We start from the raw sequence: 17,839 nt of genomic DNA on the forward strand, positions 1-17,839 counted from the left end.
GCTCGTCGGTTTTGGGCTGGTGGCATCCGCTCCGCAGGAAGGCCTGGGCGGAGATAGAGCCGCATCTTCCTGAAAGCCGCGCGTGGATGATCGCTGGGTGATCTCGGGTATCTTGCATGTACTCAAGACCGGCTGCCTATGGCCTGCCGACGACGAGCTACAGTTGCTGGGCCGGGCAGGGCATCTGGCAAAGATTGTTCGAGAAGATCGCAGCGGCTGGGCCGGTGCCGACGAACTGTCGATCGACAGCAGTCACGTCAAGGCACACCGCTCGGCAGCAGGCTCAAAAAGGGGGAGTGGCAAGAAGCGATCGGCCACTCGCGCGGTGGCAGGACCTGCAAGATCCACTGCCTGGCCGATGATCGCGGCAGACCGGTCGCCCTCGCGCTGACACCCGGCAACATTGCCGACATCTCGATGGCGATCCCGCTGCTGGAGGCCGCCAGACCCGCCCCCAGACTGCTCGCCGACAAGGCCTATGATGCCGGCAGTCTGCGCAACTGGCTCAGACGACACCGCATCAAGGCCGGTATCCCCTCCACCGCATCCCGCCGAAAGCCATACCCCCTCGACAAACGCATCTATCGACGCAGAAACGTCATCGAGCGCCTGTTCTGCCGCCTCAAGAACTGGCGACGCATCGCCACCCGATACGATCGACACGCCGCAAATTACCTCGCCGCCATCGCTCTCGTCGCCGCCGTTACCGAGTGGGTCAAATGAGTCCCCAACCTAGCTCGCCGATCTGGGAAGGATCGCCCGCATGCGTGTCCACAACGCGCGATATACCGGTTGATGCCAAAGCATGGCAGCGGCGACGATGCCGACAAGGGCGGGGCCCGCGGCGAACTGAATGAGCGTGGGAGCCGTGAGATGGATGGCAAACGCGATGCAAGCCGTAGCGCCGACAAGCATGGCCGAAGCAAGCGGGAGCGCTTCGAACGGGATGCAATCTCGCAGCGAAATGTGATGTTCGAGGTGAAACGCAATCAGTGTCACGCCTCCTCCAAGCGCAAGGCCAAGCGCCGAGCCGATCAGGACACCCGCTCCGCCGAATGCCAGGCCTAGAGCCCAAGCGAAGATCAGGTTGAGCACGCCTATCGTCAACTGGGCCGTGACCGCCCAGCGTAGGCGGCCGACTGCCAGATAGAGAAAGTAAGAGGGCCCCACCATCGTATTTGCCCACCAGCCGAGCCAGCAAAGCGTAGCGATCGCCAGGAAGGCAGGCTCGAAATGCCCGAGCCAGAGCGTGAGTACAAACGGCAGGGCTGCACCGATCACGCCGTAATAAGCGAATGCCGTCACGAACAGGAACCTGAACGACTGGATATATACGCGGCGCACGTCCCCGTGCCGGTCGGAAGAGGTTTCGAGACGTCCGGCGACGAACGGAACCAGCGCGTTGTACGCCGAGACGATCATGGACCGGAACTGCAGCATCATCCGGTTCGCCATTTCATAATAGCCGGTAAAGGCCAGTCCACCGAAATAGGTGAGCAGCACTTTCACGGTGGGATCGAACAGCAACTGGCCCACCGCCGCTACCTGCAAGCCGCCACCGTATTTGACCAGTTCGCGCGCCCGCTTCCGATCCCATGTCCACCAGGCGGCAAGCGGTTGACGTATCTGGCGGATTGCGATCACGGCGGCGACGACAAGCGTAAAACAAGCGGTGATGATCTGAACCGGACCAAGACCCAACACTCCATGCGCCGGCACCAGGACGAGCGCTGCAACGAGTTGGACGATCGAACCGCCCAATTGCGTCGTTGCGCGCAGGTCCATGCGCTGCATCCCGTCCAGTGCGCTGAGGAACACGTTCGCAATCGTCGTCAGCACGAGGGAGGCGACGGCGTAGCGCAGCAGAACCAGGCCGTTGGGTAGCATCTCCTGAGGAAGGGCTTTCTCGAGCCCAATCTGAAAAATAGGATAGAGGAGTGCCGACGCGAGCAAGATCATTCCGGTGACGAGCGCGAGCGACATACCGATAGTCACGGCAGCCTTGCGGCCATCTCCGCGGCCCAGATCGGCGGCCACGAAGCGCACGACACCGCCGCCAAGCCCCATTTCCGAAAGACGGGCGACCGAGGTGCTGGCCATTACCAGCGACCACAAACCGACGTCCGCGATCGTGATGAAATGGATAAGTACGCGATACAGTGCAAACAGCAGAACCGCTGATATGCCGACCTGAGCAACCGAAAAGGCTGCGTTTCGGCCGAGTATGCCGAGGCTCATTCGGTCTCTCGGGTAAACTGTACCAGGAAATGGTCCATCGCGGTGGGCCAGAGGACCGGATATCCCAGCTTCTCTTCGTGAGAAACCTTTCCACGGATGCGCCGCAGCGAGGATATTAGCCAAGGCGCGGCGATGAAGAGAACGTTCTTCAACGAATCGAGGGCGCGCCGGGCCGGGCCACCAGTGGCGCGGCGATACCGGACAATGCTCTCGACTATCAGACCCGTCTTCCCGGCGGCGGCATCACACCAGCTCGGATTCAAGAATACGAGGTGCTCCGCGCAGATGCAGTAGGCATTGCGCGACTTGAGCAAGCGGAACGGAAACGAATCGGTGTTGCCGGTGGCGACGATGAGTTTGCCCCCGGGTCGCAGCGATTCGCTGCATGCGTGGAGCAACGCGAGGGGGTCGGAAACATGTTCGAAGATGTCGAAGGCGGTGATCGCATCGAATGACGCGGGATTGTCCGCGAGCGCCGTGAAATCGTGGCCGACTATTTTCACGCCACTCTCGCCCGCGCGCGTGGCAGCGGCCCGATTCACTTCGATGCCGTAACGATCCCAACGCTCTCCAATGCTCTCCAGAAACCGGCCGTCATAGCATCCAAGGTCGAGAATCTTTCCAGATTCTGGCAAAGCCGACTTGGCTAGACTCCAATCAACGCGTTCCTCGAGCGGCGTTTCCCACGCCTCGGCGGTGCCGGTATCATATAACTTATCAAGTTGCGCCTTCGACAGGCTGGGTGCGCGATACCAGAGGCTGCAGCCGAGGCACTGCCACAACTGGCCTCCGGGGATAGGATCGACGGGGGTGCCGGCAAATTCGACAGCAGCGGGTATCGGTCCGAGCAGTTTTCGACGATCCGAATCGCAGCTAGGGCAATTGGCTGTCGACGCTTGTCGAGGGGTCATTGGCGAAGAAAGACTGCGTCAATGTACAAGACTTTTCCACCCTCGCCATAAACCTGGTTGAGGTTTCCGGAGTAGCTCATGCCACCGGCGCGCGCCAAATCCAGGACCTCCTCGAAGGTGCTCTGACCCTCGTAGAGGGATTCGAGGCATATTTCGGTGATGATGCCGTTCGCACGGGCGATCGTGCCAGGAGCGCCGCGCAGCACAGCGGCTTCGAAACCCTGAACGTCCAGCTTCAACAGCAGGTTATCGCCGATATCGTCCTTCAATCCTGAAACGAAGTCATCGAGGCGCTGAATCTCCACAGACTGTGAAGACTGATCCTTGGTTACCGGATACAGATCGTGCGAAATATCCGTTGTCTTAAGCAACGAAGAGGATGGTGTATGATGTGGATGAACCGCCATCTCGACCGACCCAGCAGAATCACCTAAGGCAATATGAACCGGAACGGCGTTGCCGTCGGCATCGCACCAGCTTTTGAGCTTCGCATAAGCGGCGTCCACCGGCTCGAAACAATATAGTTTGCTCGAAGGGAAGCGACGACGAGCTTCTCGCGCGAATTGACCTTCGTTTGCGCCGATATCGAAGATCGTCGTGAAAGGGAAATCGCCGAGCCCAAGATAGTGATGAAGCGGGTTTTGCGATTGCCTGATAACGTGAAGACCGAATTTCTCTGCGAAATTGCGCGCGGCACTCTTCAAAGTCATCGTGTCACTTATCCTTGGCAAATCGAGCGCCTGTCGCAGACGCTGTAGCTAGCGACCGGTCGAGATACAAGGCACCCCGAAGGGTGCCTCAATCGACATGAAGCCACCACGATTCCGTTTGCAGAACCTCGACGTCGGCGCAGGCTCGATCGGCTGAATACCGGACGCAATAAAAAAGTGACGGCCCGAAGGGGCCGTCACTTCTAATTCCGGAAAATCCGAACAGACTAGGGGCTGTCGGGATCGTCGTCGTTGTTGGCGAGCGCAATAGCGCCGCCGATGATTGCGGCAGTGGCGAGCACGCCGATGATCACGGCCGGGGCCAGATCGCTATCCTTTTCGCTCGCCGTCGAGGCGCGCGAAAGCGACAGCTTGGAGGCCGGAGCCGCCACAACCGGGGTGGCGGCCATTGTAACGACCGCAGCCGCCGTAAGAAGCTTTGACAACATTATTCTACTCCCTCTTCGAGCTCCGGTGCTCTCGTCAGCCGACCCTATGACATAGGAGCCCGCTGACAGCAACACCTCAAAATCCAAGCTCACGACAAACTTAGCGATGCCGTTGCTCGAACGCAACACTGGTTCGGTTGGCCCGAACTCTCTGCTCACGATGCACGACCCGTGTCGCGAGCACACGCACTTTCATAACGCGCTGCAGCATTAGTGCCAAGGGGGTTAACGTAGGATGACCCGAATGTTCTGAATGCCCCAAGCGGCTGTTGCGCGGGCGGGGCACGCGGCGGACCTGTCGATTGCGGGAACCGACGGAGCGTGACTAAAGGGGGTATGGCATGCCTCCTCCGCTACACGGCTCGATATGTTTGCAGGTTCCTCGTCTGGGCAATGGCGGCGGCGTCGTGTTTTGGCGCCGTAGCCGCGGCGGCAGAGGCGAAGCAGGCGGCGGATGTCTTCGAGGCCGTCAGAAAGGCAGATCTGGATCTGGGGCGAATCGGCTGGAAGCTGGCCACTGCCAACGCCGCGCTCTGCGACCGCCTCGAGCCCGGGCTAGGTTTTCAGCTCCACACGCTCGACCAGTTCGATGATTCGTCTCGCGATGCGGCGCGAAAGCACTTTGGATTTGCGTCAGCGGTTGCTGTCGAAGGCATATTTCCGGGGAGTCCAGCCGAGCGCGCGGGTCTTCATGTGGACGATTCGCTCCTGCATGTCGGAAACGTCGACATCGCAGCGATTGCGGGAAAGAGCGGGACGACCCAGCGGCTCGTTGCTACGCAACTGGCAATAGCCGCGCTCCCGCAGGGTCAGCCCATCGAGATTCAGGCGCTCCGGGCAGGCGAGATGGTGAAGGTCGTCGTCCAACCGTTGCCGGCGTGCCGGAGCCGGTTCGAGCTCCGGATCGCGCGGGACTATAATGCCTCGGCCGACGGGACGATGGTCCAGATCAGCGCGCGCTTTCTCGATACCTATAGCGAAGAGCAGGTTGCTGCCGCGGTTGCCCACGAATTCTCCCACAACATCCTGCATCACCGGGAGCGGTTGGAAGCCCGCGGGGTGGATTTCGGCCTGCTTTCGGGGTTCGGCGCCAATGTGAAATATTTTCGCGAGACCGAGCTCCGCGCCGATCTCCTGTCGGTCTATCTGCTGGCGAACGCCGGATATCCGCCGGGCGCGTCGATCGCATTCTGGCGCAGCTTCGGACCGAGCAAGGCCGGGGGCATCTTCCGCAGTCGCTCACACCCGCACTGGCGCGATCGGGTCGCGACGCTCGAAGGCGAGATTGCCCGCATGGAGAAGCTATCGGTGCGGCCGGTCATTCCCGTCTGGCTCGGTGAACGTGACCAGCCGCTCACCGGTGAATGGCAGGCACTAATCGTTCGGCACCGTTGAGGTGGCGGATCAGCTGGCCAGCCGAAGAGCTTCGCCACGGTTGGTGACGGGCTGGTCGGGCCAGATGCCGCGCGTATCATAGACCTGCTTGTCGGCTCGCTCGTCGAGCGGGATCGAGCGGAACACGTCGTGATCGACGAGCACGACGAAGCTGCCGCAGGTCTCGATCGCCGTATCGACGTCGATCAGCCTGGCCGCGGTGTCGGCGAAGGCGGCAGGCAACGCGGACGCATATGGCTCGACAATCGCGACGCGATCGCCGAAGCGCTGTGCCAGCACGAGCGCGACTTTCAACGCCGGGCTCTCGCGGAAATCGTCGATATTGGCCTTGAAGGCGAGGCCGAGACAGGCGACGCGGATCGAAGGATCTGCCTCGATCATCGCCGAGGCGCGGGCGATCACATGCTCGATCTTGCCGTCGTTCACTTCGCGCGCGGTGCGGATCAGCGGAGTCTGCTCGGGGGCGGCGCTGACGAGGAACCAGGGATCCACAGCGATGCAATGGCCACCGACGCCTGGCCCCGGCGAGAGGATATTCACTCGCGGGTGACGATTGGCGAGACGGATGACTTCCCAGACGTCGACGCCCATCCGATCGGCGACAAGCGACAATTCGTTTGCGAAGGCGATGTTGACGTCGCGGAACGCGTTCTCGGCGAGCTTGGTCATCTCGGCCGCTTTGGCGGTGGTGGTGACACAGGCGCCGCGGACGAAACGCCGATAGAATTGCAGCGCTTTCCGCGCGCATCGCGGCGTCACGCCGCCGATGACGCGATCATTGTCGATCAGCTCGACGAGGATCCGCCCCGGCAGCACGCGTTCGGGGCAATAAGCGATCGCAACATCGGCACTACCAGTGCAATGGCCGGGAATCTTTAGATCGGTTCTAAGCTGTGCGAGCAGCTCGGCGACCTTTTCGGTGGTGCCCACCGGGGAGGTCGATTCGAGGATGACGACGTCGCCGGGCTTGAGCACGATCGCAATATTCGTCGCTGCCTTGAGGACATAGCCGATATCGGGCGCATGGTCATCGTCGAAGGGTGTGGGAACGGCGATGACGAACACGTCGGAGGGTTCGATCTGCAGCGAGGCGCGCAGTTTGCCACGCGCGACCACACCGGAGACGAGGCCGTCGAGGTCGATCTCCTCGATGTGCACCTTGCCCGAATTGACCGTGTCGACCACCGATTGATGGACGTCGACGCCCAGCACCTGCGCGCCGGTGCGCGCGATCACCGCGGCGGTGGGAAGGCCGATATAGCCCAGGCCGAGAACAGCGACCTTGAGCTCAGAGTCCGAAACCATGTGCGACGATCCCCGCAATTCTCTCTGCGGCATGGCCGTCGCCGAACGGATTGTGGGCGCGTGCCATGGCAGAATAGGCCTGGGGTACGTCGAGGAGGGTTGAGATTTCGGAAACGATCCGCTCGGGATCGGTGCCGACGAGCTTCGCGGTGCCTGCGGCGACGCCTTCGGGACGCTCGGTGGTCTCGCGCATGACGAGCACGGGCTTGCCCAGCGCGGGTGCTTCCTCCTGCACCCCGCCCGAATCGCTCAGCACGATTTCCGCCATGCCGAGTGCGCGGATGAAGTGCGGATAGTCGAGTGGATCGATCCGGCAGATATTCGGCCGGTCGCCGAGCACGCGGTCCATCACCGAGACCACGTTGGGATTGGGATGCATCGGGAAGAGCACCGCGGTGTCCGGCCGCGCGGCGATCCGGGCGATCGCATCGGCGATTCCCGCCATGCCGTCGCCGAAATTCTCACGGCGATGCGTCGTGACGAGGATCAGGCGTTTGCCGGCGAAGCGTTCGGCGATCGCGTCGAGGCCGGCCGCGAGCGACGGATCGGCGGCGATCCGGTCGCGCGTGGCGTGGAGCGCGTCGATCACCGTGTTGCCGGTCACGTGGATCGAAGCCGAGTCGATGTTCTCGCGGCGCAGCGCCTCGGCGGCGGTTTCGGTGGGGGCGAAATGCTGGTCGGCGATCGGCGCGACGATCCGGCGGTTCACTTCCTCGGGCCAGGGCTGGTAGATGTCGCCCGAGCGCAGCCCCGCCTCGACATGGCCCACCGGCACCTTGCGATAATAAGCGACGAGCGCGCCGACCATCGCAGTGGCGGTATCGCCCTGGACGAGGACACGGTCCGGATTCTCGGCATCGAGCACCCTGCCTAGTCCGGTGAGCAGCCGCGCCGTGAGTTCGTCGAGCGATTGGCCCGGAATCATCACGTCGAGATCCACATCGGGTACGATTCCGGCGATTGCGAGCACTTGATCGAGCAGCCCGCGATGCTGCGCGGTGACGCAGGTGCGGACGTGCATCCCGCCTTGGGCGTGGAGTGCCTGGACGACGGGGAAGAGCTTGATCGCTTCGGGGCGGGTGCCGAACACGACGAGGACCTTGGGTGTGGACATGGCGCCTTCCTAATGCGCGATGCTTAAGAGCCGGATAAGGCGGCGAACTTGATCGGCCCCCTCGGAACAGGCAAGGCCGCGAAGCATCAGGGCAGGACTTTGTCCAGGAGAGAGCTGCATGATCAAGCCGTTGCGCAAGGCCGTATTCCCCGTGGGGGGGCTTGGCACTCGTTTCCTTCCCGTCACCAAGGCGATGCCCAAGGAGATGCTGCCGATCGTCGATCGTCCGCTGATCCAATATGCAGTCGACGAAGCGATCGAAGCCGGCATCGAGCAAATGATCTTCGTCACCGGCCGCGGCAAGAGCGCGATCGAAGACCATTTCGACATCGCGTTCGAACTCGAGGCGACGATGACAGGACGCGGCAAATCGCTCGAAATGCTTGACGCGACGCGGCTCAAGCCCGGCGCGGTCGCCTATGTCCGCCAGCAGGAGCCGATGGGGCTCGGCCATGCAGTGTGGTGTGCCCGCGACATCGTCGGCGACGAGCCGTTTGCGGTTTTGCTCGCCGACGATTTCATGGTCGGCCAGCCCGGCTGCCTCAAGCAGATGGTCGAGGCGTACAACAAGACCGGCGGCAATCTGATCTGCGCCGAGGAGGTCCCCGACGACCAGACCCATCGCTATGGGATCATCACACCCGGTGCGCGCGACGGATCGCTGACCGAAGTGACGGGGTTGGTCGAAAAGCCCGCGCCGGGCACTGCCCCTTCGAACCTGTCGGTGATCGGGCGTTACATCCTCCAGCCCGAAGTGATGCGCGTGCTCGAGGGGCAGGAGGCCGGCGCGGGCGGCGAGATCCAGCTGACCGATGCGATGGCGCGGATGATCGGCGACCAGCCGTTCCACGGCGTGACCTTCCAGGGCACCCGCTACGATTGCGGCGACAAGGCCGGGTTCATCCAGGCGAATATCGCAGTGGCGCTGGAGCGTGCCGATATCGGGCCGGCGGTGAAGGCGTTCCTCGACGCGCGATAGAGCGCAGGGAGAGCCTGGCTATCCGTTGCTCGCACCTGCCGGTTGACGGCTTGACTCGATATGCGTGTTTTCGAGGCTTCGCGACCGGTTCGCGCCTTCGACGCGCCAAGGCCGCGTCTCCGACGCGACAGGATCGCGCCTGTGACGCGACACCAACGCCCACTGGCGCGACGGATGCGCGGCGCCTTCGCGACAGGCGTGTTCCCCGAGCTTTCCGAAGGCAAGTTGACGATGCAAAGAGCGGCCGGCAACGCCGGCCGCTCAAGGCGAGCAGACCAAATTCTACATTGCAAGCGGCCGGTCAGGCCGGCTGCTCGACCTGATCGAGATACGCGCCATAGCCCTCGGCCTCCATCCGATCGCGGGGCACGAAGCGCAGCGATGCCGAATTGATGCAATAGCGCAGGCCGCCGCGGTCCGGTGGCCCGTCGTCGAAGACATGGCCGAGATGGCTGTCGCCGTTCGCCGAGCGGACTTCGGTGCGCACCATGCCGAGGCTGGCGTCGCGCAGTTCGGCGACGTTGGCGGGTTCGATCGGCTTGGTGAAGCTCGGCCAGCCGCAGCCGGATTCATATTTGTCCGCCGACGCGAACAGCGGCTCGCCCGAGACTATGTCGACATAGATGCCCGGTTCCTTGTTGTTCAGATATTTGCCGGTGCCGGGGCGTTCGGTGCCGCTTTGCTGGGTCACGCGAAATTCCTCGGGGGTGAGGGCGGCGACGGCTTCGTCGGTCTTGCGATACTGGGTCATGCGAAACTCCGTTGTCGCCGGCTATATGGGAATTCGGTACTCTGGCTTCCACCGGAGCGGCGCGATCGGCTATCCGCCCGGCATGGCGAAGAAGAAACGCTACCTCACAGCCACCTTGCCGGACGGTTACGTCAAGACGATCGGGCCGACCGCTGCGCCGTTCACGCATTACTGGCGCATCGTCGCGCATCTGGGCGGTGGCAAGACGGAAGTGTTCTGGGGGCACGCCAAATCGCTGCGCGAGGCGACCGGCAAGAAGGCCGCTACCGCCGACGCGGCGAAGCAGCGCGGGTGGGAGCGGTACGAGTTCGAGATCGTCGAGCTGGTCGAAACGGATGGCGGCTAGTGGGTGGTTTGCTGCCATTCGGACCTCCCCTCTTTATAAGGAAGGGGAGTAAGGAATGGCCGGAAGTGGGGCGTTAGCGGCCGGTCTGCTTTTGGCGTCCACTTTGCCGATCGCGAACGGCGGCAATTGAGTGGCTAGCCGCGAAAGTTGACACCAGGTTTACACTGTCTGCATCGTTCTGGCCGGCCGCGTTCCTGCGCAGGCAATCCAGGATGGTGTGGACCAAGCAGCGCTATACTCCTGCTTTCGCACGAGGAGGATGAGAGGGGCGTCACGATGTCAAAGAGCTAGATGAGGCTGTCAGGCGAAATCCTACATTGCAAGCATGTCTGCAAATGGGTGGAAAGCCGTCAGGCGGCTGTTGGTGAGCCCGACGTGGAAAGCCACCGTTCGCTACGATGGCAGACGCTAACACCAGTTGTGAGGAGGTAGCCTAACGCTCACATTCGATGCCGCGCAGCCTCAGGGTTCGGCACACTCGATCCAGCACGAAGTCGTTGTCGAGATCATCAACGAAGACCTGCCCACGCGAAAGGGCGGTCATGCCGCTCGGCAGGCCGTATAAGGGGCCCCGGTTTGCAGCAGAACCTTCCAAATAATATGCAAAGGGCTTCTCAGCGCTGGTGTGCGGATCGTAAGCGAGTGGATGCCCTTCAATCCAGCGAGTGAACAGTTTCTTTACCTTCACGATGTCGGGAAACCGGCTGACAGGAGTTGGCAAGAAGTGGACTGATCCAGTGGTCCACATAACGCCACGACGAACGGATGGTACGATCACGGTAACGACCGGTGAGCGTGATCCATCGATTGAGTCGTCATTGTTCAAAGCCAGCGGACCGGCTTGACGGAAGTAGAGCACATACCCCGTTGCGGTAAGGGTTTCCTCCGGCGGTTGAGGCAGCGCGCGAAACCATTGAAGCACTCCGCCGACCTCGCGAGGGTCCTCAAGAAACCAAAAAGAAGCCGGCACGACTCGTTCCCCCCTCCCGCTCGACGTCTTGCCATAACGTCCGCACGGCGGATCGGAAATGTCCGGTTCCAGCGTCGCTGGAACACTCCCACTATGGCTGATATTGGGGCGTTAGCTGCCACATCGCCCGATTCCGTCACCCCGGCCTTGGGCCGGGGTCTACGGGGAAGCAGGCGATGCGTTCCGCCCCTCCGGCTGTTCGCTTCCGGCATAGTGGACCCCGGCCCAAGGCCGGGGTGACGAAGAAGGACGCGCCGGCAACCGGGCCTGGGGCCGTACGGATATGCCGCTCAGGCGCGGACCACCTTCTCGCTCACGATCCCCGCTTTCCCGCACGCGTTGCGGGTGTCGATCACCAGCGGGGCGGCCTCGACCAAAGCGGCATAGTCGACCGCGTCGTGATCGGTGGCGATCAGAACGGCGTCGTATTTGGCGATCTCGGCCGGGTCCCATGCCACGCCGTGGCGATAGTTGAGCGTCGGATGCTCGCGGGTACCGTTGATCTGCGCCACGTGCGGATCGTGGAAATCGGCGGTGGCGCCGCGCGCCTCGATCATCTCCATCAGCCGGAGCGACGGGCTCTCGCGGATATCGTCGACATTCTTCTTGTAGGCGACGCCGAGCACGAGGATGCGCGAACCGCGCAGGCCCCGGCCGAAGCGCGCGTCGAGCGTGTCGGACATCACCCGGATCACATGCTGCGGCATGTCGGCGTTGATCTGGCCGGCGAGCTCGATGAACTTGGTGTGCTGGTTGAACTCGCGCGCCTTCCACGTGAGATAGAAGGGATCGATCGGGATGCAGTGCCCGCCAAGGCCTGGGCCCGGATAGAAGGGCATGAAGCCGAACGGCTTGGTCTTGGCCGCGTCGATCACTTCCCACACGTCGATGTCCATTGCCGTGAAGATCAGCTTGAGTTCGTTCACCAGCGCGATGTTGACTGCGCGGAAGACGTTCTCGGTGATCTTGACCGCCTCGGCGGTGGCAGCGGAAGAGACTGCGATCGTCTGCGGGACGACGTGCTTGTAGAGCGCGAGCGCGAGATCGGCCGAGACCTTGTCGTCGGCGCCGACGACTTTCGGGATCTGTGTCGTCGAATAGGTCGGGTTGCCGGGGTCCTCGCGCTCGGGCGAGTAAGCGAGGAAGAAGTCCTTGCCCGCGATCAGCCCGCCGGCCTCGAGGATCGGCTGCATCACTTCGCGGGTGGTGCCAGGATATGTGGTCGATTCGAGGATGACGAGCTGACCCCGGCGCAGCGTCTTCGCGATCGCCGCAGTGGTCGCCTCGACATATTTGAGGTCGGGCTCGAGATGGCGGGAGAGGGGGGTGGGGACGCAGATCAGCAGCACGTCGGCCTCGCCGAGCCGGTCCAGATCCGACGTGGCATCGAGCCGCTTCGCTTCGACCTGCGGGGCGATGCGCGCGCCATCGATGTGTTTGATGTAGCTTTGGCCCGACTTGAGCGCGTCGATCTTGGCGTCATCGAGGTCGACGGCGAGCACCGGGCAGTTCGCTTCGCAAAAGGCGACCGCGAGCGGCAGGCCGACATAGCCCATGCCGATCACCCCGATCTTCGCGGTGCCGCCTTCGATACGCGCCTGGAGCTTCAATCCGTGCGCCGGCCATTCGATACTCATCTGGATCCCCGTAAGCGATGGTGCCTTTGCGGCCCGCTATCGCCTGGCGGAGGTTTCAGACTTGATAATGCTCCAGATACCAGTCGACGAAGCGCGCCACTCCCTCGCTCGGCGGCGTCGACGGCGCGTAGCCGGTGAGGCGACGGAGCAATTCGGACGAAGCTTCGGTGGCGGGAACGTCGCCCTGCTGCATCGGCAGATAATTCTTGATCGCAGTGCGGCCGAGCGCGGTCTCGAGCGCACCGATATAGTCCATCAGTGGGGTCGGCTGGCCGTTGCCGATATTGACGCTGCGGAAGGGGGCGGCGGGGGAGAGGCTGTCGCCCTCGACCGGCTCGCGGCCGGGGATCGCGTCGGTGAGGCGCACGATCGATTCGGCGAGGTCGTCGATATAGGTGAAGTCGCGCACCATGTTGCCGTTGTTGTAAACGTCGATCGGCTCGCCGGCGAGCATCGCCTTGGCGAATTTGAACAGCGCCATATCGGGCCGGCCCCACGGGCCATAGACCGTGAAGAAGCGGAAGAAGGTCATCGGCGTGCCGAACAAATGGCTGTAGCTGTGGCCCATCAGCTCGGTCGCGCCCTTGGTGGCGGCATAGAGGCTGAGCGGCGTCTGGGTGCGCTGGGTCTCCTCGAACGGCATCCGGGTGTTGGCGCCGTAGACCGAGCTGGTCGAGGCGGCGAGCAGATGCTTGACCGGGTTGTGCCGGGCGAGTTCGAGCACATTGTGCGTGCCGATGATGTTGGCACCGATATAGCTGCGCGGCTCGTCGATCGAATAGCGCACGCCCGCCTGCGCGGCGAGGTGGATCACCGTGTCGGGCTTGAAGGCGGTCCAGGCCGCGCCGAACGCGTCGGTGTCTTCGATCGACACGCGGGCGAGCGAGAATCCGGCATGGTTGCCGAGAATGTCGGTGCGCGCCTCCTTGAGCGCGACATCGTAATATGCAGAGAAATTATCGACGCCGAGCACGGTTGCGCCTTGCTGGAGCAACTTGCTGCAAGTGTGGAAACCGATGAATCCTGCCGAGCCGGTGACCAGAACCCGTTTGCCTTCGCTCGTCATATCGCTCCTGCCTGCTTGTGCCATAAAGCCAGCTAACCGGCAAAGGTTACCAGCGGCTCAGCAGAGGCGTGTCAAGGACGCGCCATGCGCTCAAGACTACCATCAAGGCGAAGGATAGGTTAACTAGCCCCATCAAATGAGGGAGTTACGGCCGTGCAAGAGCCGGAGAGGAAAGAGGAAGGCGCAGGGGAGGAACACGTCCTCGCGCCGCCGGCCATAGCGGCCGAGGTCGAGCCGAAGGCTTATGCGTTCGACGGCTGGGGCATGGTTCCGCTGGAACTGGACCCGGTCTGAAGCCCTGAACAGGCGGGGCATCCCGGATCCTTGGGCAGTATCAGCGACCGGAAGCGCAGCGACAGCGCGTCGACCAGCAGCAGCTTGCCGGCGCTGTCCTCGCCGAAGCCCGTACAGGCGCGGATCGCCTCGAGCGCGGCGAGGCTGCCCATCAGTCCGGTGAGTGCGCCGAGCACGCCCTGCTCGGCGCACGTCGCTTCGGGCCGATCGGGGTCGGCCCCGACGAAGCAGCGATAGCACGGCTTGTCGGCCTCCCAGCCGCGGAAGGTGCCGAGCTGACCCTCGAACTCGGCGACCGCTGCGGAGATCAACGGCACGCGATGGCGCAGCGCCGCGTCGGCGACCGTCAACCGCGTGGCGAAATTGTCCGAGCCGTCGAGGACGGCGTGGGTGCCGCGCACATAGGCGTCGATATTGCTGCCATCCACGCGATCTTGCCAGGCGAGCACCTCGACATTGGGGTTGAGCGCCTCGACTCGCGCGGCGGCGGCAACGGCTTTTGACCGGCCGATATCGTTGGTGCCGAACAAGGTCTGGCGCTGGAGGTTGGAGAGGTCGACGCGGTCGTCATCGACGATGGCAATCTGACCGAGGCCGGCGGCCGCGAGATACTGGATCGCCGGCGAGCCGATGCCGCCCGCGCCGATCACGAGCACTCGACTGTCCTTCAGCCGTCGCTGGCCCTCGCCGCCCAGCTCGCGCAACACGATATGGCGCGCATAACGCTCCAGCTCTTCGTCGCTGAGGCTCATCGTGTCCCGGTGGAGCCGAAGCCGCCGGCGCCGCGCGCCGTCTCGTCGAGCGAGGCGACTTCCGCCAGCGTCGCGCGCTGGACGGGGGCGGGGACGAGCTGCGCGATTCGGTCGCCGCGAGCGATCGGGAAGGATGCGTCGCCGAGATTGGCGAGGATCACCTTGACCTCGCCGCGATAGTCGCTGTCGATCGTGCCGGGAGTGTTGAGGCAAGTGACGCCGTGCTTGAGCGCGAGGCCCGAGCGCGGGCGGACCTGGACTTCATAGCCCTCGGGAATCGCCATGGCGAAGCCGGTCGCAACGGCTCGACGCCCGCCGGGTGGCAGGATCAGGTCTTCCGCGGCGACCACGTCCATCCCTGCCGCGCCCGTCGTGGCGTAAACGGGGAGCGGGAGGCCCTCGCCATGCGGCAGGCGCTGGATCTGGATGGAAATCGGAGCGGACATATCGGCCTTTCGAAAAATTAGAGCGCGTCCGCAATGCGCGCGGCGAGCCGGCGGGCGACTTCGGCCTTGGGCAGGCGTTCCCAGTCTTCGACGCCGTCGGCGGTGACGAGGTGGACGGTGTTCGCCTCGCCGCCCATCACGTCGCCCGAGACGTCGTTCGCCACGATCCAGTCGGCGCCCTTGCGGAGGCGCTTGGCGGTGGCGTGCTCGATGACGCGCTCGGTCTCGGCAGCGAAGCCGACCACCAGCTTGGGGCGCTGCGGGCTGCGGGCGAGCGTCGCGAGGATATCCGGGTTCTCGGAAAGCACCAGCGTGGGCGGGGTCTCGCCCTTTTTGAGCTTCTGCGGAGCCGCCGCGGCGTGCCAGTCGCCGACTGCGGCGACCATCACCGCGGCGTCGGCGGGGAGCGCGGCGGCGACCGCCTCGGCCATTTCCCGTGCGGTCTCGACATCGAGGCGGGTGACTCCGGTGGGGGTTGGAAGGGCGACCGGGCCGCTCACCAGCGTTACGCGCGCACCGAGCCTGGCGAGCGCCTCGGCGATGGCGAAGCCCTGGCGGCCCGAGGAACGATTGGCGATATAGCGCACCGGATCGATCGGCTCGTGGGTGGGGCCGGCGGTGACGAGGATGTGCTTGCCGTTCAAACGGTCCGCAGGCGTTGCAAGGAAGGAATGCCCTTCGACGAACTCGGGGCCAATTGGAGAAGAGGAGAGCGCCTGCTCGATCGCCGCCAAGATCGCCTCGGGCTCGGGCAGGCGGCCGGGGCCGTATTCACCGCAGGCCATCGCACCCTCGTCGGGCTCGAGCACCGTCACGCCGTCGGCGCGCAGCTGGGTCACGTTGCGGCGAGTGGCGGCGTGTTGCCACATGCGGACGTTCATCGCGGGCGCGGCGAGGACGGGCTTGTCGGTGGCGAGCAGCAAGGTGGTGGCGAGATCGTCGGCGAGGCCTGCGGCCATTTTGGCCAGCAGATCGGCGGTGGCGGGGGCGACCACCACGAGATCGGCCTCGCGGCTCAGCTGGATATGGCCCATCTCGGTCTCGTCCGTGAGGTCCCAGAGATTGGTATAGACTTGGTTCTCGGACAAGGCGGCGAGCGTCATCGGGGTGACGAAATGGCTGCCGCCCTCGGTGAGCACGACCTTCACGGCGATCCCGGCCTTGCGGCACAGCCGGATCAGCTCGCAGGCCTTGTACGCGGCGATGCCGCCGCCGACGATCAACAGGATACGCTTCATCGCGCCACCCTTGTCACGGTGATGCGGCGCCTGTCGATAGTCGGACGCAACAGGTCCCTCAGCCCGTCGGGCACGAAGACGAGGCCGGCGAGGAATATCGGCGCCACCAAAAGCGCCCAGTAAAAGGTGTCGACTCGCGCAAAAATGCCGATCAGCGCCGCATAGGCGGTGAGGATGACCAGCATCCGCAGGCCAAGCGGATCGTTCCAGGCGGCCCAGCCAAACAGGCAGAGCCCGACGACCAAAGCCGCCGCCGCCAGCGGCAGCAACTGAAGGGCAGTGGCGAGGCTGAGCGATTTGACGAAGAAACCGAAGCCGAGGAGTCCGCTCCAGCCGGGTGAGGCCGGATCGTGCGGGCCGGTGACGCCCGCGACGGCATGGGCATGCGCGGCGAGCGCGACGGCGAAGAGCAGCAGGGCGGCGAGCCAGCCGGCCGTCTCGCGCCGCTCGCCCTCCAGCCACGCCATGGCGAGCATGACGAGCACGTATAGGGCGGCAGTCTCGCGGATCAGCATCGCGACCAGCGCGAACGCCACCGGCTCAAGCCAGCGGCCGGGGCGGCGCAGCCCGAGCGAGACAGCGATCAGCAGTCCGGCCCAGATCTCGTGGAAGGCGGCGAGATCGGCCTGGAGGAAGGCCAGCATCGAGCCGATCAGCAACACCAAAGCGGCGATGCGCGGCAGCGCGCGCGGCAGCGCGTCGCCGAGGCGGAGGCCCCAGACCATCCCGACATAGCCGGCGAGCAGATAGAGCAGCGCCGCGGGGCCCCAATCGGGCAACGCCGCCTGCACCACCGCGAGCGAAGGCATTCGCACTGTCAGGAAGGGGCGCAGCGGATAGCCGCCGGCGCGCAGCGCGTCGGTCGCGACGGTGTAATAGTCGCCGCCGCCTCGCACCCCGGCGACGATCTTCTCATAGACCATCAGGTCGGTCTGGTCGGACTGGCTGGTCGCCGGGCTGGTGGAGACCGCGGCGGGATCGGGCACGGTGAGCGCTGTCAGGCAGGCGAGCAGCAGCAGAACGAGCGCCCCGATCGCGAGGCGCGCGCGCGATTTGCGCAAGCCGGCGAAACGACTGGGGGCGGCGAGCCAGAAAGTGGCGAAACGAGCCATGCAGGCGCGGGACTACACGGACGGCGGAGCCAGTGTCGAGAGGGAGGTGTGGCGGAAGCTGGCGCCGGCCCCCGGAAAACGCAGATCGGCAAGCGAAGATGAGCCCGATCAACGCCATGTCGGACA

General features: G+C 64.1%; 17 protein-coding genes and 2 pseudogenes. 5 read left to right on the forward strand and 14 right to left on the reverse strand.

Translation table 11 applies throughout. The annotated features are described in order from the left end of the window. Positions 1 to 11: 11 nt before the first annotated feature. A pseudogene (locus CVN68_RS21960) lies at positions 12 to 723 on the forward strand (IS5 family transposase). A 9-nt stretch (positions 724 to 732) separates the two neighbouring features. Here the strand turns inward: CVN68_RS21960 and CVN68_RS21965 are convergent. From CVN68_RS21965 to CVN68_RS21980, 4 genes are all read right to left on the reverse strand, one after another. Further along, on the reverse strand, positions 733 to 2,238 hold the full coding sequence (locus CVN68_RS21965) for a lipopolysaccharide biosynthesis protein (protein ID WP_100284083.1): 1,506 nt from the start codon (positions 2,236 to 2,238) through the stop codon (positions 733 to 735). After that, a complete protein-coding gene (locus CVN68_RS21970) occupies positions 2,235 to 3,020 on the reverse strand; it encodes a class I SAM-dependent methyltransferase (protein WP_158299030.1) in 786 nt (261 codons plus the stop codon). Before CVN68_RS21970 ends, CVN68_RS21965 begins: the two co-directional genes overlap by 4 nt. 125 nt (positions 3,021 to 3,145) lie before the next feature. Continuing rightward, entirely contained in the window at positions 3,146 to 3,859 is a 714-nt protein-coding gene (locus CVN68_RS21975; RefSeq protein ID WP_100284085.1) for an FkbM family methyltransferase, read from the reverse strand. Between the two features lie 227 nt (positions 3,860 to 4,086). Beyond that, positions 4,087 to 4,269, reverse strand: a complete 183-nt coding sequence (locus tag CVN68_RS21980; RefSeq protein WP_100284086.1) for a hypothetical protein — start codon at positions 4,267 to 4,269, stop codon at positions 4,087 to 4,089. 432 nt (positions 4,270 to 4,701) lie between these two features. Between CVN68_RS21980 and CVN68_RS24510 the strand changes: the two are divergent. Together CVN68_RS24510 and CVN68_RS21985 are read left to right on the forward strand one after the other, a co-directional pair. Next, a pseudogene (locus CVN68_RS24510) lies at positions 4,702 to 4,989 on the forward strand (peptidase M48 family protein); the annotation flags it as partial. A 12-nt stretch (positions 4,990 to 5,001) separates the two neighbouring features. Beyond that, a complete protein-coding gene (locus tag CVN68_RS21985) occupies positions 5,002 to 5,703 on the forward strand; it encodes a M48 family metallopeptidase (RefSeq protein WP_158299031.1) in 702 nt (233 codons plus the stop codon). Positions 5,704 to 5,712: 9 nt separating this feature from the next. Here the strand turns inward: CVN68_RS21985 and wecC are convergent, their stop codons facing one another. Then, complete coding sequence (gene wecC / locus CVN68_RS21990; RefSeq protein WP_100284088.1) at positions 5,713 to 7,008, reverse strand: UDP-N-acetyl-D-mannosamine dehydrogenase; 1,296 nt, start codon at positions 7,006 to 7,008, stop codon at positions 5,713 to 5,715. After that, positions 6,992 to 8,122 (reverse strand): non-hydrolyzing UDP-N-acetylglucosamine 2-epimerase, encoded by a 1,131-nt coding sequence (wecB, locus tag CVN68_RS21995; RefSeq protein ID WP_100284089.1) that lies wholly within the window; start codon positions 8,120 to 8,122, stop codon positions 6,992 to 6,994. Before wecB ends, wecC begins: the two co-directional genes overlap by 17 nt. 118 nt (positions 8,123 to 8,240) lie before the next feature. Here wecB and galU point away from each other — a divergent pair, with 118 nt between their 5' ends. Further along, positions 8,241 to 9,101, forward strand: coding sequence for a UTP--glucose-1-phosphate uridylyltransferase GalU (galU, locus tag CVN68_RS22000; protein WP_100284090.1), 861 nt, complete (start codon positions 8,241 to 8,243; stop codon positions 9,099 to 9,101). A gap of 301 nt (positions 9,102 to 9,402) precedes the next feature. On the opposite strand, the gene msrB is transcribed toward galU, so the two are convergent. Beyond that, on the reverse strand, positions 9,403 to 9,852 hold the full coding sequence (gene msrB, locus CVN68_RS22005) for a peptide-methionine (R)-S-oxide reductase MsrB (protein ID WP_100284091.1): 450 nt from the start codon (positions 9,850 to 9,852) through the stop codon (positions 9,403 to 9,405). Positions 9,853 to 9,934: 82 nt separating this feature from the next. On the opposite strand from msrB, the gene CVN68_RS22010 reads away from it, so the two are divergent. Next, entirely contained in the window at positions 9,935 to 10,198 is a 264-nt protein-coding gene (locus CVN68_RS22010) for a hypothetical protein (protein ID WP_100284601.1), read from the forward strand. A gap of 433 nt (positions 10,199 to 10,631) precedes the next feature. Here the strand turns inward: CVN68_RS22010 and CVN68_RS23525 are convergent, their stop codons facing one another. The 7 genes from CVN68_RS23525 to CVN68_RS22040 form a co-directional block, all read right to left on the reverse strand. Then, a complete protein-coding gene (locus tag CVN68_RS23525; RefSeq protein ID WP_158299032.1) occupies positions 10,632 to 11,168 on the reverse strand; it encodes a hypothetical protein in 537 nt (178 codons plus the stop codon). A gap of 290 nt (positions 11,169 to 11,458) precedes the next feature. Further along, positions 11,459 to 12,805, reverse strand: a complete 1,347-nt coding sequence (locus tag CVN68_RS22015; protein ID WP_100284092.1) for a nucleotide sugar dehydrogenase — start codon at positions 12,803 to 12,805, stop codon at positions 11,459 to 11,461. Between the two features lie 55 nt (positions 12,806 to 12,860). Continuing rightward, positions 12,861 to 13,871 (reverse strand): NAD-dependent epimerase/dehydratase family protein, encoded by a 1,011-nt coding sequence (locus CVN68_RS22020; RefSeq protein ID WP_100284093.1) that lies wholly within the window; start codon positions 13,869 to 13,871, stop codon positions 12,861 to 12,863. 242 nt (positions 13,872 to 14,113) lie between these two features. Further along, the gene (locus CVN68_RS22025) at positions 14,114 to 14,917 is read right to left on the reverse strand and encodes a HesA/MoeB/ThiF family protein (protein WP_100284094.1); all 804 of its coding nucleotides are present in this window, start codon (positions 14,915 to 14,917) and stop codon (positions 14,114 to 14,116) included. Next, entirely contained in the window at positions 14,914 to 15,363 is a 450-nt protein-coding gene (gene dut, locus CVN68_RS22030; RefSeq protein WP_100284095.1) for a dUTP diphosphatase, read from the reverse strand. Before dut ends, CVN68_RS22025 begins: the two co-directional genes overlap by 4 nt. A gap of 17 nt (positions 15,364 to 15,380) precedes the next feature. After that, entirely contained in the window at positions 15,381 to 16,601 is a 1,221-nt protein-coding gene (gene coaBC / locus CVN68_RS22035) for a bifunctional phosphopantothenoylcysteine decarboxylase/phosphopantothenate--cysteine ligase CoaBC (RefSeq protein WP_100284096.1), read from the reverse strand. Next, positions 16,598 to 17,713, reverse strand: coding sequence for a hypothetical protein (locus tag CVN68_RS22040; protein WP_100284097.1), 1,116 nt, complete (start codon positions 17,711 to 17,713; stop codon positions 16,598 to 16,600). Before CVN68_RS22040 ends, coaBC begins: the two co-directional genes overlap by 4 nt. Positions 17,714 to 17,839 lie beyond the last annotated feature (126 nt).

The organism is Sphingomonas psychrotolerans (assembly GCF_002796605.1).
Classification (GTDB): Bacteria; Pseudomonadota; Alphaproteobacteria; order Sphingomonadales; family Sphingomonadaceae; genus Sphingomonas; species Sphingomonas psychrotolerans.

What these genes read in the sequence shown, in the direction of transcription:
- CVN68_RS22025 (WP_100284094.1), bottom strand. Translation starts at nt 14,917, where the DNA reads ATGAGCCTCAGCGACGAAGAGCTGGAGCGTTATGCGCGCCATATCGTG.
- dut (WP_100284095.1), bottom strand. Translation starts at nt 15,363, where the DNA reads ATGTCCGCTCCGATTTCCATCCAGATCCAGCGCCTGCCGCATGGCGAG.
- wecC (WP_100284088.1), bottom strand. Translation starts at nt 7,008, where the DNA reads ATGGTTTCGGACTCTGAGCTCAAGGTCGCTGTTCTCGGCCTGGGCTAT.
- galU (WP_100284090.1), top strand. Translation starts at nt 8,241, where the DNA reads ATGATCAAGCCGTTGCGCAAGGCCGTATTCCCCGTGGGGGGGCTTGGC.
- CVN68_RS22015 (WP_100284092.1), bottom strand. Translation starts at nt 12,805, where the DNA reads ATGAGTATCGAATGGCCGGCGCACGGATTGAAGCTCCAGGCGCGTATC.
- CVN68_RS22010 (WP_100284601.1), top strand. Translation starts at nt 9,935, where the DNA reads ATGGCGAAGAAGAAACGCTACCTCACAGCCACCTTGCCGGACGGTTAC.
- CVN68_RS21965 (WP_100284083.1), bottom strand. Translation starts at nt 2,238, where the DNA reads ATGAGCCTCGGCATACTCGGCCGAAACGCAGCCTTTTCGGTTGCTCAG.
- CVN68_RS21975 (WP_100284085.1), bottom strand. Translation starts at nt 3,859, where the DNA reads ATGACTTTGAAGAGTGCCGCGCGCAATTTCGCAGAGAAATTCGGTCTT.
- CVN68_RS22040 (WP_100284097.1), bottom strand. Translation starts at nt 17,713, where the DNA reads ATGGCTCGTTTCGCCACTTTCTGGCTCGCCGCCCCCAGTCGTTTCGCC.
- wecB (WP_100284089.1), bottom strand. Translation starts at nt 8,122, where the DNA reads ATGTCCACACCCAAGGTCCTCGTCGTGTTCGGCACCCGCCCCGAAGCG.
- coaBC (WP_100284096.1), bottom strand. Translation starts at nt 16,601, where the DNA reads ATGAAGCGTATCCTGTTGATCGTCGGCGGCGGCATCGCCGCGTACAAG.
- CVN68_RS21980 (WP_100284086.1), bottom strand. Translation starts at nt 4,269, where the DNA reads ATGGCCGCCACCCCGGTTGTGGCGGCTCCGGCCTCCAAGCTGTCGCTT.
- msrB (WP_100284091.1), bottom strand. Translation starts at nt 9,852, where the DNA reads ATGACCCAGTATCGCAAGACCGACGAAGCCGTCGCCGCCCTCACCCCC.
- CVN68_RS22020 (WP_100284093.1), bottom strand. Translation starts at nt 13,871, where the DNA reads ATGACGAGCGAAGGCAAACGGGTTCTGGTCACCGGCTCGGCAGGATTC.